The organism is Rhodococcus sp. P4_B6, assembly GCF_056402215.1.
The window spans coordinates 1-12,711 of sequence record NZ_JBFUHV010000074.1 but is presented as its reverse complement, the minus strand read 5'-3'; the positions used below and the strand labels follow the sequence as shown (position 1 = coordinate 12,711).

Annotated in this window: 10 protein-coding genes; 5 read left to right on the top strand and 5 right to left on the bottom strand. The window is 69.1% G+C overall.

Translation table 11 applies throughout. The features are described 5' to 3' along the window. Nucleotides 1-71: 71 nt before the first annotated feature. A complete protein-coding gene (gene pcrA / locus AC1DWT_RS28800; protein ID WP_477923239.1) occupies nt 72-2,555 on the bottom strand; it encodes a DNA helicase PcrA in 2,484 nt (827 codons plus the stop codon). 273 nt (nt 2,556-2,828) lie between these two features. Here pcrA and AC1DWT_RS28795 point away from each other — a divergent pair, with 273 nt between their 5' ends. After that, nucleotides 2,829-3,125, top strand: a complete 297-nt coding sequence (locus tag AC1DWT_RS28795; protein WP_005238528.1) for a chorismate mutase — start codon at nt 2,829-2,831, stop codon at nt 3,123-3,125. Between the two features lie 30 nt (nt 3,126-3,155). On the opposite strand, the gene AC1DWT_RS28790 is transcribed toward AC1DWT_RS28795, so the two are convergent. After that, nucleotides 3,156-4,610: an NAD-dependent succinate-semialdehyde dehydrogenase gene (locus tag AC1DWT_RS28790; RefSeq protein WP_179377546.1), complete on the bottom strand. Its 1,455-nt coding sequence runs from the start codon at nt 4,608-4,610 to the stop codon at nt 3,156-3,158. A gap of 69 nt (nt 4,611-4,679) precedes the next feature. Between AC1DWT_RS28790 and pgi the strand changes: the two genes are divergently transcribed. Then, on the top strand, nt 4,680-6,332 hold the full coding sequence (gene pgi, locus AC1DWT_RS28785; RefSeq protein WP_477923237.1) for a glucose-6-phosphate isomerase: 1,653 nt from the start codon (nt 4,680-4,682) through the stop codon (nt 6,330-6,332). Nucleotide 6,333: 1 nt separating this feature from the next. Here pgi and AC1DWT_RS28780 read toward each other — a convergent pair whose 3' ends face one another. Continuing rightward, complete coding sequence (locus AC1DWT_RS28780) at nt 6,334-7,113, bottom strand: FAD:protein FMN transferase (RefSeq protein ID WP_072937332.1); 780 nt, start codon at nt 7,111-7,113, stop codon at nt 6,334-6,336. 104 nt (nt 7,114-7,217) lie between these two features. Between AC1DWT_RS28780 and AC1DWT_RS28775 the strand changes: the two genes are divergently transcribed. Then, nucleotides 7,218-8,477, top strand: a complete 1,260-nt coding sequence (locus AC1DWT_RS28775) for a hypothetical protein (protein ID WP_477923236.1) — start codon at nt 7,218-7,220, stop codon at nt 8,475-8,477. A 3-nt stretch (nt 8,478-8,480) separates the two neighbouring features. Here the strand turns inward: AC1DWT_RS28775 and AC1DWT_RS28770 are convergent, their stop codons facing one another. Together AC1DWT_RS28770 and AC1DWT_RS28765 are read right to left on the bottom strand one after the other, a co-directional pair. Next, nucleotides 8,481-9,845 carry an NAD(P)/FAD-dependent oxidoreductase gene (locus tag AC1DWT_RS28770; protein WP_072937333.1) on the bottom strand — a complete coding sequence of 455 codons (1,365 nt, stop codon included), beginning with the start codon at nt 9,843-9,845 and terminating at the stop codon, nt 8,481-8,483. Nucleotides 9,846-9,854: 9 nt separating this feature from the next. Next, a complete protein-coding gene (locus AC1DWT_RS28765) occupies nt 9,855-10,607 on the bottom strand; it encodes an SDR family oxidoreductase (protein WP_477923235.1) in 753 nt (250 codons plus the stop codon). An 88-nt stretch (nt 10,608-10,695) separates the two neighbouring features. Between AC1DWT_RS28765 and AC1DWT_RS28760 the strand changes: the two genes are divergently transcribed. After that, entirely contained in the window at nt 10,696-12,129 is a 1,434-nt protein-coding gene (locus AC1DWT_RS28760; protein WP_387485265.1) for a dihydrolipoyl dehydrogenase family protein, read from the top strand. Between the two features lie 63 nt (nt 12,130-12,192). Next, nucleotides 12,193-12,711: carboxylesterase family protein (locus AC1DWT_RS28755; RefSeq protein WP_477923234.1), on the top strand; the 519-nt coding region annotated here is incomplete at its 3' end.

The following is a 12,711-nucleotide window of genomic DNA, read 5'->3' as shown; positions in this document are numbered from 1 at the left end:
CTCCGCACCACCCGAACACATGACGACTGCGGCGCATGCATTGCATGCGCCGCAGTCGTGTTTCGTCGGCTCTACAGCTTGACCATCGGGACGCCACCGATCAGCATCAGCCGCACCTTGCCCGCGCTGCCGAAATCGATGGTGACCGTCGCGGTCGGCCCGGCCCCCTTGGTCTCGAGGACCGTGCCGAGGCCGTACTTGTCGTGACTGACCCGGTCGCCGACCGCGAGGACCAGGTTGTTGTTGCGGGAGCGTGCGGCGCCGAAGCTGGGGGTGCTCGCGGACCCGCCGCCGTAACCGGAACCGCCGCCGAACCCCTGCCCGTATCCCGATCCACGCGCGCGGCCACCACCGATCGCACCACCGGAACCCATACGGGGGCCCGGGTCTTCGCGGCGCCAGTGCACGAGATCCGACGGGATCTCCTGCAGGAACCGTGACTCCGGGTTCTGGATGGGCTGACCCCACGCCGACCGCATGACGGCACGCGTCAGGTACAGCCGCTGCCGGGCACGGGTGATGCCCACGTACGCGAGCCGCCGCTCCTCCGACAGTTCCGTGGGGTCGCCGAGCGCCCGCATGTGCGGGAACTGGCCGTCTTCCCACCCGGTGACGAAGACGACGGGGAATTCGAGCCCCTTCGCGGTGTGCAAAGTCATCAGCGTGACGACGCCCTCGTCGTTGTCGGGCAGCTGATCGGAGTCCGCGACCAGGGACACCCGTTCGAGGAAGGCGGCGAGGGAACCCGGGTCGGGTTCACCGTCCCTGGCGTCGACGTCGCCGTCCTCCGTCGGTTCCACCAGTCCGGCGGCGTTCCGCGCGTCGGAGCTGAACTCCCGCGCCACGCTGACGAGTTCGTTGAGGTTGTCGAGGCGCGCCCCGTCCTGGGGGTCGCTGCTCGCCGCGAGTTCGGCGCGGTAGCCCGTCCGCTCCAGGACAGCCTCGACGACGTCGCCGATGTCGCCGAGCTGGTCGGGGACGATGTCGTCGGCCGTGGTCTCGGGTGGCATCAGCACCCGCAGTCCGTCCATCAGCTCGAGGAACGACGCGATGGCCTTCTGGGAACGGGTGTTGAGCAGCCGCACCCGGCCCTCCCCACCGTCCCGCAGCGCCTCGGCGAAACTGATGCCCCGCTGTTCGGAGTGGACGGCCACACACGCCTCCGCGCGGTCACCGATGCCGCGGCGCGGGGTGTTGAGGATCCGGCGCAGGCTGACGGTGTCGTCCTCGTTGGCGAGGACCCGGAGATACGCGACGATGTCGCGCACCTCSTTGCGCTCGTAGAACCGCACCCCGCCGACGACCTTGTACGGAACACCGAGCCGGATGAAGATCTCTTCGAGGGCGCGGGACGAGTTGTTGGTGCGGTAGAACACCGCGACGTCACCGAACTTCGCATCGCCCGAATCGACGAGCTTGTCGATCTCGGACGCCACGAACGACGCCTCGTCGTGCTCGTTGTCCGCGACGTACCCGGTGATGAGTTCGCCCTCGCCCGAATCGGTCCACAGCCGCTTCTCGCGCCGACCGGTGTTCTTCGAGATCACCGAGTTGGCCGCCGACAGGATGTTCTGGGTGGAGCGGTAGTTCTGCTCCAGCAGGATGGTGCGGGCGTCCGGGTAGTCGCGTTCGAACTCCTCGATGTTGCGGATCGTGGCGCCGCGGAAAGCGTAGATCGACTGATCCGCGTCGCCCACCACACACAGTTCGGCCGGGGTGACCCGGTGGTCCGCGTCCTCGCCGTCCGCGGTGCCGCCGACCAGTTCACGCACCAGCATGTACTGGGCGTGGTTCGTGTCCTGGTACTCGTCGACCAGCACGTGCCGGAACCGTCGTCGGTAGTACTCGGCCACCTGGGGGAACGCCTGCAGCATCGCGACCGTCTCGCCGATCAGGTCGTCGAAGTCCAGCGCGTTCGCCGAACGCAACCGCTGCTGGTAGTGCCCGTACACCTTGGCGATCAGCCGCGGCAGTTCCGCAGGCTCCTTGTCGGCGTCGGCACTCGCCTGCTCCGGGTCGATCAACTCGTTCTTGAGATTCGAGATGTGGGTGGCGAGCAACCGCGCCGAATAGCGCTTGGTGTCGATGTTCAGATCCTTGGCGATCATCGTCAGCAGTCGCCGCGAATCGTCCGCGTCGTAGATGGAGAAGTTCGAGTTGAGGCCGGGGAGCAGCGCCGCCTGGGCGCGCAGGATCCGCACGCAGCTGGAGTGGAACGTGGACACCCACATGCTGTTGGCCCTGGGGCCGACGAGGTGGGCGACGCGCTCCCGCATCTCCGCGGCGGCCTTGTTGGTGAACGTGATGGCCAGGATCTGACCGGGCATCACGCCACGCTCGGCCAGCAGATATGCGATGCGGCGGGTGAGCACAGCCGTCTTGCCCGAGCCTGCACCCGCGACGATCAACAGCGGAGAACCGGCGTGCACGACCGCTTCCCGTTGCGGTGGGTTGAGGCCCTGGAGGAGCGCGTCCGACCCTGCGCGCGCCGGTGCCGCGGCGTGCGGAGTCGACGTGGCGCTCAGGGGAGAAGCGGTGCCGGAGATAGTGTTCATCAACTATCAAACTTACCGGCGTGTACCGACAGCGTCACAGCGGCTTGGCCTGCGCGGTGCCGCCATGGCAAACTGGTACACATGTTCAGTCCGCCGTCGCGCCCCCTGTGGCGATTTTTTTACGGGTACCGGCCTCCGGTGCCCGTGAACTGAACAGCTCACGAGCCCCGAGGTCCGCACCGGATCCGGGGCTTTTTTCGTCAAATGAGCCTGGATCGGTAACGACTCGAGCCACAACAACGATCCAAGTTCTGACAAGAGGGAGACGAACCAATGAGCACTCAGACCGTCGCTTCAGCCGCAAAGGAAACCGCTGTTCCCACCAGCGAGGCCGAGATCGAGGTTCTCCGCCAGGAGATCGACAAGCTCGACGCCGAGATTCTCGCCGCGATCAAGCGCCGCGCCGAGGTCTCGCAGCTCATCGGGCGCACCCGGATGGCGTCCGGCGGTCCCCGCCTCGTCCACAGCCGTGAGATGAAGGTGCTCGAGCGGTTCAACGAGCTGGGCCAGGAAGGCCACACGCTTGCCATGCTGCTGCTGCGCCTCGGGCGCGGCCGCCTCGGTCACTGAGTTTCCCGAAGCGGCCCCCGACGGCGGTCGTCACGGTTCGAGTGCCACGTACTTGGTCTCCAGGTACTCTTCGATGCCTTCACTGCCCCCTTCGCGCCCGAAGCCTGACGCTTTGACGCCGCCGAAGGGGGCAGCGGTGTCCGAGATGACCCCGCGGTTGACGCCGACCATGCCCGATTCGATGGCGTCGGCCACCCGGAGCGCACGATCCAGATCGCGGGTGAAGATGTACGCGGCCAGGCCGAACTCCGTGTCGTTGGCCGCGGCGATCCCCTCCTCCTCGGTGTCGAACCCGGCGATCGCGGCCACCGGTCCGAACACCTCCTCCTTCAGGATCCGAGCCTGGGCGGGAATCTCGTCCAGCACCGTCGCCGGGTAGAAGTAGCCAGAGCCTTCCGGGGCGACGCCGCCGAGCCGCACCCGGGCGCCCGCGCCGACAGCGTCCTGCACCAGTTCCCCGACCTTCTCGAGCTGGTCCGCGTTGATCAGCGGGCCGAGTGTCGTGTCGGGATCGGTGCCGGGGCCGAGCTTGTACGAGGACAGCTTGTCGACGAGTTTCGCGGTGAATTCCTCCCGCACACTGTTCGCGACGTGGAAGCGATTGGCCGCGGTGCAGGCCTCGCCGCCGTTGCGCATCTTGGCGAGGAGGGCGCCCGCCACCGCCTTGTCGACGTCCGCGTCGTCGAAGACCACGAAGGGCGCGTTCCCGCCGAGTTCCATCGAGGTGCGCAGCAGCCCCTTCGCGGACTTCTCGACGAGCATCCGTCCGACCCCGGTCGAGCCCGTGAACGTGAGCTTCCGCAGTCGCGGGTCGTCGATCAGCGGACCGGTCACCTCGCCCGACTTCGACGTCGGCAGCACGGACAGCACGCCCTTCGGCAGCCCCGCGTCGGCCATGATCTCGGCGAGCAGCAGCATCGTCAGCGGCGTCTCGGAGGCGGGTTTGACGATCATCGTGCAGCCGGCGGCCAGGGCGGGTCCGATCTTGCGGGTGCCCATCGCGAGCGGGAAGTTCCACGGCGTGATCGCCAGACAGGGCCCGACGGGCTGCTTGGTCACCAGAATGCGCCCGTTCCCCGCGGGCGCCGGGGTGTAGCGACCGGCGATACGCACGGCTTCCTCGCTGAACCACCGGAAGAACTCGGCGCCGTACTTGACCTCGGCCGCGCTCTCCGGCAGCGCCTTGCCCATCTCGAGCGTCATCAGCAGCGCGAAGTCGTCGGCCCGGGCGGTGATCTTCTCGAACACCGCGCGCAGGAGTTCCCCACGCTGCCGTGCCGGGGTGGCCGCCCACTCCCGCTGCACCGCCACCGCGGCGTCGAGGGCCTTCATCGCGTCGCCCGGGCTGGCGTCCGCCACCTCGGTGAGGGCGTCGCCGGTAGCCGGGTCGAAAACGGTGAACGTGGCACCGTTCTCGGCGTCGCGCTTCTCGCCGCCGAGGAAGAGGGTCGTGGGAACGGTTCGCATGAGTTCGACAGCATCCATGACGTCCATCATGCGCCGCACCGAAGTTCGCACGGAAGTTTCGACGCGCGGGCATTAAGCTCAAATCTCGTGAGCTCAGACATCACCGGAACCGCTGCCTGGCAGAAATTGCGTGATCATCACGCTCAGATTCAGACCGTCCATCTTCGAGAGTTCTTCGAGAAGGACCCGGCACGCGGTCAGGAACTCACCGTCTCGGCCGGCGATCTGTACATCGACTACAGCAAGCACCGCATCGACCGCGACACGATCGGGTTGCTCCTCGAGTTGGCGCGCAGCGTCGACCTGGRGGCCCGCCGTGACGCGATGTTCGCGGGCGAGCACATCAACACGTCCGAGGACCGCGCCGTCCTCCACACCGCGCTGAGGCTGCCCGCCGACGCCACACTCGTCGTCGACGGCCAGGACGTCGTGGCCGACGTCCACGACGTCCTCGATCGCATGGGCGATTTCACCGATCGGGTGCGCTCCGGCGAGTGGCGCGGCGCGACGGGCGAGCGAATCAAGACCRTCGTCAACATCGGCATCGGCGGATCGGATCTGGGTCCGGTGATGGTGTACCGCGCGCTGCGGCACTACGCCGACGTCGGCATCAGTGTCCGGTTCATCTCCAACGTCGACCCCGCCGACCTGGTGCGCAGCCTGAACGGCCTCGACCCGGCCACCACCCTGTTCATCGTGGCGTCCAAGACGTTCTCGACCCTCGAGACGCTCACCAACGCCACGGCCGCCCGGCGGTGGCTGCTCGGTGGCCTGGGCCTCGGAAACGAAGCGGTCGCAAAGCATTTCGTCGCCGTGTCGACACACGCAGACCGGGTGGCGGAGTTCGGCATCGACACGGACAACATGTTCGGATTCTGGGATTGGGTCGGCGGCCGGTACTCGGTCGATTCCGCCATCGGACTGTCGGTGATGGCGGCGATCGGCAAGGAACGTTTCGCGGAGTTCCTCGCCGGATTCCACGCCGTGGACGAGCACTTCCGGACGGCGCCGCTCGAGGAGAACGCGCCGGTCCTGCTCGGTTTGATCGGACTCTGGTACTCGAACTTCTTCGGCGCCGAATCCCGTGCCGTGCTGCCGTATTCCAACGACCTCGTGCGGTTCCCGGCCTATCTGCAGCAGTTGACGATGGAATCCAACGGCAAGTCGGTGCGCGCCGACGGCTCCCCCGTCCCCGCGTCCACCGGTGAGATCTTCTGGGGCGAACCCGGAACCAACGGGCAGCACGCCTTCTACCAGCTCCTGCACCAGGGCACGCGGCTCGTGCCGTCCGATTTCATCGGTTTCGGCGAGCCTACCGACGACCTGCCGACCGCGGACGGCACCGGCAGCATGCACGACCTGCTGATGAGCAACTTCTTCGCCCAGACGAAGGTCTTGGCGTTCGGCAAGACGGCCGAGGAGATCGCGGCCGAGGGCACCCCCGAAGATCTGGTGCCGCACAAGGTCATGCCGGGCAACCGGCCGTCGACGACGATCCTCGCGCCGAAGCTCACGCCGTCAGTGATCGGCCAGCTGATCGCCCTGTACGAGCACCAGGTGTTCGTCGAGGGTGTGGTGTGGGGCATCGACTCGTTCGACCAGTGGGGTGTCGAACTCGGCAAGACCCAGGCCGTCGAGCTGCAGCCGGTGCTCACCGCCGCGGAAGAACCGGCCGCGCAGAGTGATTCGTCGACGGACAGCCTGGTGCGCTGGTACCGCCGTCAGCGCGGACGGGCCTGATTCACCAGCTCTCGGTGGTGTAGACCCGGCCGGAGCGGTCCACCAGCCGGGCACGCAGTTCGTGCTGTTCGATCCACCGGATCGCGCCGATGCCGCGGGCGAGGGCGGCGACGCTGGCCGCGTACGCCCAGAGTGCGTCGTCGGCGATCACCGTCACCGTCTCCCATTCGGTGGTGGTGGGTGGTTCGGTGACCGGCGGCGCGACTGCCGTCGCCATCGCCGTCCCGTTCACCAGTTCGACCTCGCCGTCGCCGGGCACCGGGATCTGCCAGCCGCCGGCGGGACAGTGCCCGGCCGTCGCGATGACGTCGCCGATGCGGACGGCGGCCCCGCACTCGAGTTGGCGGGCGACCAGTTCCGCCGCCCGATCCACCGTGTCGGCCTTGGCGGTGTCGGTGATGTCGAACGAGGCGCCCCACGGCGCGAACACGACATCGTCGTCGATCTGGACGTCGAGGAAACTGGGTTCCGGATGCACGGTGGGGATCAGGTCCTCGTCGGGGGATTCGGTGGCGAGCGGGTTCACCACCCCGTCGGTCATCCGGGCAGCCCACAGCGCTGAACGCAGCAGTGCGGACATCCGCCTGCTGACCTTGACCGGCGCACCCTGGGACAGGTTGACGGCGTGGATCTCGGCGTCGCCGCGGTGGATGTCGCAGACCGATTCGGCCTCGTCGATGACGGCCGCGATCAGCGCTGCGGCCTCGGGAAGGGCGGCGCCTTCGGTGACGTCGACCTCCACGACGGAACCCCACACCTTCCATTTCTCGACGCTAACCATGGTGTTCTCCGTGTGCGGTCCGTACAGCGCTGCACTTCCAGTATGCGCCGGTTGTCCAGAGGCCGACCTCCGGCGACCGACGCGACCGGTCGTACACTTCGCTGGTGAGCGCCCGATTGAGCGTCGTCGACGAGATGTTCCTGCGCACCCATCGGGGGTGGGGAACGCCGATCGTGATGCAGGGACTGTGGCGCACCGACGGCCGGGTGGACACCGCGACGCTCGATTCCCTGATCGCCGACCTCGCGCGGGGACCGCTGGGCAGGCGGGTGGTGCGCCCGCGGGTTCCCGGCGCGCGGCCCCGGTTCGAGCCGAGCGCGGACGCCTTTCCCGTCGAACACGCGGAGATCGAGCCAGGGGCGGTCCTGGCGTGGGCGGACGAGCAGGCCTCGTTGCCGGTGGACCCCGAACGTGGTCCCGGCTGGCGGCTGGCCTGCGCGCGACCGGCCGGCGGGGGAACGGTGCTGTCACTGGTGTGTTCCCACGTGATCGCGGACGCGCGCGGACTGGCGGCCGCCATCGCGGCCGCCCTGCAGGGCGCGCCGCCGTCGGACGCGGTTGGTGCGGGAGGCGCTGTCGCGGACATGTGGGACGCCACCCGGCTCGCCCGCCGGGTGACCGAGGGGACGGCCCGCGCAGTCGCCGGTCTGGTGGTGAGCGGGTCCCGTCGCGCGGAACTGCGCCGTTTCCTGCACGTGAGTGGCAAAGCGTCGCCCGGCACACTTTGCCACTCACCTGTGGGGGCGGTGCTGGACGTGGACGCCGAGCGGTGGGACGCCGTCGCGGAGCAGGCGGGCGGCACCCCGAACAGCCTGTTCCTGACCGTGGTGGCCGAGTTGGCGCGGCGGGACGGCGAGACCCGGCCGCTGACGATCAGTGTGCCGATGGATTTGCGCGGCCAGGGCGACCCGACGGGGACCGCGAACTCCGTCGCCGTGGTCGAGGTGGACGTGACCCCGCAGGACACCGTCGCGGACGTGCGGGCGGCGAGCCGCGCCGCGTTCGCCGCGCCGGCGATGACCAGCCCGGCCGGTTTCCCGGAGGAGATGCTGCAACTGGTGCCCGACCGCGTGGCGCACGCCCTGACCGGCAATCCCGGCGAGCGGGACGTGCTGTGTTCCAACATCGGACCGCTGCCCGACGCGCTCGCCACGATCGACGGCCACCGGGCCACCGGCATCGCCACCCGCGCCGTGCATCCGGGTGTCGTGACCAGCCGCACCCGGCTGTCCGCCTACCTCAGCCGCTTCGGCGGCAGCTACAGCCTCGCGCTCGAGTCGCTGGACAGCCCGGACCGCGCAGCGCTCCGCCAGCGGGCGGGCGAGGTCCTGGCTCGGCACGAACTCACCGCGCGGGCCTGGTGAAGGCTACGACTCGGTCCTGAGATCGGTGTACGGCTGCCGCGCCGACTCCGGATCGCCGTACGTGATCGCCCGCTCCCGTCGCGTCCGCGACGCCAGCGTGACGGCCCAGTTGAGCAGGGTGCCGAACCGGTTGCGGTACCCGGCGAGGAACGCGATGTGGATGGCACCCCAGGACACCCAGCCCAGGAACCCGGACATCCGGATCGGGCCTGCCTGGAGCAGTGCATGCCTGCGGGCGATGTAGGCGGCGCTGCCGAGGTCGCGGTATTTGAAGGGTTTGCGGTCTTGTGTTCCGCCTTCGATCGTGCGGGCGATGCACCCTCCGACGTGCCTGCCGCCCTGCATCGCCACCTCGGCCACCCCGGGGAGGTCGTTCAGCGACATCAGGTCGCCGATCACCCAGACGTTCGGATGCCGGGGCACCGTGAGGTCGGGTTCGACGGCGATGCGCCCGCCCTGAATCTGCTTCACGCCGAGCGCATTCGCGAGAGCGGCGGCGAACGGCACGGCCTCGACGCCCGCGGTCCACAGGACGGTGCGGGCTCCGTAGCGCTTCTTGGTGCGGGCGGCGTTCTTGGCCGTGGTCTCGATGCTGGTCTCGCAGACGTCGGTGACGTGCACACCGAGGTGCGTTTCGACGCCGACCTTGTCGAGCGTCCGCTGCGCCGCCGCGGACAGTTTGCGGTTGAACGACGGGAGAACGCGGTCGCCGCCGTGGAACAGCAGCACCCGGGCCTCGCAGGGGTCGATGGACTGGAATTCGTTGGCCAGGGCGTGCACGGCGAGTTCCCGGATCTGGCCCGCGAGTTCGACTCCGGTGGGTCCACCGCCCGCGACGGCGAACGTCAGCCACGGCCTGCGTTCCTCCGCGGTGGGCAGCGATTCGGCCATCTCGAAGGCGCAGATCAGTTTTCGGCGAATGGCGAGGGCGTCGTCGAGGGTCTTCATCCCCGGCGCCCACTGGATGTACTCGTCGTGCCCGTGGTACGCCTGCCGCATGCCGGCCGCGACGATCAGGTAGTCGTAGGGAAGTTCGAACGTGGAGCCGTCGAAGCGGCTGGCGGTCAGGACCCGGCGGACCGCGTCGATTCCCTGCGCCTCGCCGAGGGCGACGTGCACGTTGCGGACCCCGCGCAGCAGGTGGCGCAGCGGGCTGCTGATCTCCCCCTCGGACAGCAGGCCCGTCGCGCACTGGTACAGCAGCGGCTGGAAGACGTGGCTGGTTCCGCGGTCGAGCAGGGTGACGTCCACGTCGACGTCGCGCAGCCGGCGGGCCGCGTAGATGCCGCCGAACCCTCCCCCGATGATGACGACCCGCGGTCGCGAACGCTGCAAGCCGAGGGACGAGGATTCCTGGGCGGTCGTCATAGGTCAGTCCTACACGAACCGGGATGTCCACGCATGAGGAAGGAACCGCAACGCGACGTCGATTCCCCGCCACTTGATGCCCGGCAGCGCAGCGCGGTTCGTTTCCTTCTCGATGGCCGACACCATCGCGTCGACGCCGTCGTCGAGGGTTGCCGTCAGCGCGGAACTGTCGCCGGCCTTGCTCGACATGTCGGTGGCGATGTATCCGGGGAGCAGGGTGGTCACCGCGATCGGGCTCTTCGCCAGTTCCGCGGTCAGCGCCTCGCCGAGTGCCGAGACCCCCGCCTTGCTCGCCGAGTACGCCGCCTTCGGGCCGGGCAGGCCGCGGTCGGCGCTGATCGAGGACACGAGCACCAGATGTCCTGAGTTCTGCTTGCGGAAGATGCCGAGCGCCGCCTCGCACTGCGACAGGGCGCCGACGAAGTTGGTGCGGGCGGTGGCGAGATTGGCGTCGGCCCGGCCCGTTCCGATCCTGGCTCCCTTGCCGAGTCCGGCGTTGACGACGACGCGGTCGAGTCCGCCGAGTTCGTCGCGCAGTTCGCCGAACACCCGGATCACGGCGTCGTGGTCGGTGACGTCGAGTGCGCGGACGGCGACGGCGATCCCGGGATGCGATGCCTGCAATTCGTCCCGGAGGGCCTCGAGTCGTTCGACGCGTCGTGCGCACAGCGCGAGGTCTCGTCCCTGGGCCGCGAACCGGCGGGCCATCTCCTCGCCGAGCCCGGAGCTCGCCCCCGTGATCAGAATCTTCTGCCGTGTCATCCCGACACAGTATCTACTCGGCGGTAACAACGCGGGAGGCCCGCCGGAACGTCTGACATCGCGCACCGACCGGCTTACGGTTACAGGTATGACTGACTCCGGTAGCGGCGCGGAAGAGTTCGATGTCATCGTGATCGGCGGCGGTCCCGCCGGTGAGAACGCGGCGAGTTACGCCATCGCCGGCAGCGACCGCACCGCGGCGCTGATCGAGCACGAACTCGTCGGCGGGGAATGCTCCTACTGGGCCTGCATGCCCAGCAAGGCGCTGCTGCGCCCGGGTGAGGTCCTCGGCGCGGCCCGCAACATGCCCGGGGTGTCCGCCGGTCCGCTAGACGTGGACGCCGTGCTGGCGCGCCGCGACTCGTTCACCAACAACCACGACGACTCGTCGCAGGTGATGTGGGCCGACGCGGCGGGGATCGACGTCATCCGGGGATCGGCACGCATCACCGGGGACCGCACGGTGACGGTCGGCGATTCCCGCGAGCTGCGCGCCCGGCACGCCGTCGTGGTCGCCACCGGGACGACCGCCACGGTCCCGGACACCCCCGGCCTGCGGGCGGCGTTGCCGTGGATCTCGCGGGACGCCACCAACCTGAGGGAGGTTCCCCGCCGGGTCGCCGTCGTCGGCGGCGGCGTCGTGGCCTGTGAGAGCGCGACGTGGCTGCTGGACCTGGGTGTCGAAGAACTGACGATGGTGGTCCGCGGCCGGGCGCTGCTCCCGAAGAACGAACCGTTCGCCGGTGAGCGGGTGGCCCGCACGCTGGAGAAGAAGGGTGCGCGGATCCTGTTCGGGGCGGACCTTCGCGGCGTCGAACGGGCCGACGCCCGGGACACCGGGATCGGCCGCATCCACGGGGGCCCGGTGACCCTGGATGTCGCGGGCCAGGACCCGCTCGTCGTCGACGAGATCGTCGTCGCGACCGGGCGCACACCGGCAACGTCGTCGCTCGGCCTCGACGCGCGACTGCTGAACTCCCGCGGATACCTCACCACCGACGACCATCTGACGACGGCCGACGAGTGGTTGTACGCGGTCGGCGACGCCAACGGCCGCGCGCTGCTCACCCACATGGGCAAGTACCAGGGTCGCGTGTGCGGAGACGTGATCGCCGCCCGCGCCGAGGGCAGGCCGCTGGACGGGTCCCGATTCCGGGCCACCGCCGACCACGGGCAGATCCCCCAGGTGGTGTTCGCCGATCCGGAGGTCTCGGCCGTCGGGATCACCGAGCAGGAGGCACGCGACGCCGGCGTGGACGTCGAGACCGTGGAGGTCGACATCGCCGTCGCCGGCTCGTCTCTGTCCCGCGACGATTTCAGCGGTCACGCGAAACTCGTGGTCGATCGGGCCACCGACACCCTGGTCGGAGCGACGTTCGCGGGCACCGACGTCGCCGAGCTCGTCCACGCCGCCACCATCGCGCTGGTCGGGAAGGTGCCGCTCGACACGCTGTGGCACGCGGTCCCGTCGTACCCGACCGTGAGCGAGGTGTGGCTGCGGCTGCTGGAGGCTCGGCGCTGACCCGAACGGAGCACCGCGGGCGATGACAGCGTCTCCCCAGGCGGTCTCCGTATAGTCGCCGACATGGCGTCTGACACTCTCACGACCGACACGCTGGTGAGGACGACCGCAGGGGTGGTCCGTGGCCGGCGCGTCGGCGACCTGGTCGCGTGGCGGGGAATTCCCTACGCCGCTCCCCCGGTGGGTCCGCTGCGGTTGCGCGCACCGCGGCCGGTCACGCCGTGGTCCGGTGAGCTCGACGCCACCGAGTTCGGCGACGCCGCCGTGCAGCACAAGAAGTTCACCGCGCTGCGGCCGGGCAAGTATCAGCCGAGCAGCGAGAACTGCCTGACGCTCAACGTGCTGGCCACGCCCGGCACGTCCGGGGCGCGACCGGTGATGGTGTTCATCCACGGCGGCGCGTACACGCTGGGCATGTCGGCCACCGCGCTCTACGGCGGCCAGTCGCTGGTCCGCCGCGGCGACATCGTGTACGTGTCGATCAACTACCGCCTCGGATCGCTCGGATACCTCGACTTCACCCAGTTCTCCACCCCCGAAAGATCTTTCGACTCCAACCTCGGCCTCCGCGACCAGGTGGCC

Coding starts and splice junctions, on each gene's coding strand:
- AC1DWT_RS28790 (WP_179377546.1), bottom strand. CDS start 4,610: ATGGATGCTGTCGAACTCATGCGAACCGTTCCCACGACCCTCTTCCTC.
- AC1DWT_RS28760 (WP_387485265.1), top strand. CDS start 10,696: ATGACTGACTCCGGTAGCGGCGCGGAAGAGTTCGATGTCATCGTGATC.
- AC1DWT_RS28780 (WP_072937332.1), bottom strand. CDS start 7,113: ATGGTTAGCGTCGAGAAATGGAAGGTGTGGGGTTCCGTCGTGGAGGTC.
- AC1DWT_RS28770 (WP_072937333.1), bottom strand. CDS start 9,845: ATGACGACCGCCCAGGAATCCTCGTCCCTCGGCTTGCAGCGTTCGCGA.
- AC1DWT_RS28765 (WP_477923235.1), bottom strand. CDS start 10,607: ATGACACGGCAGAAGATTCTGATCACGGGGGCGAGCTCCGGGCTCGGC.
- AC1DWT_RS28795 (WP_005238528.1), top strand. CDS start 2,829: ATGAGCACTCAGACCGTCGCTTCAGCCGCAAAGGAAACCGCTGTTCCC.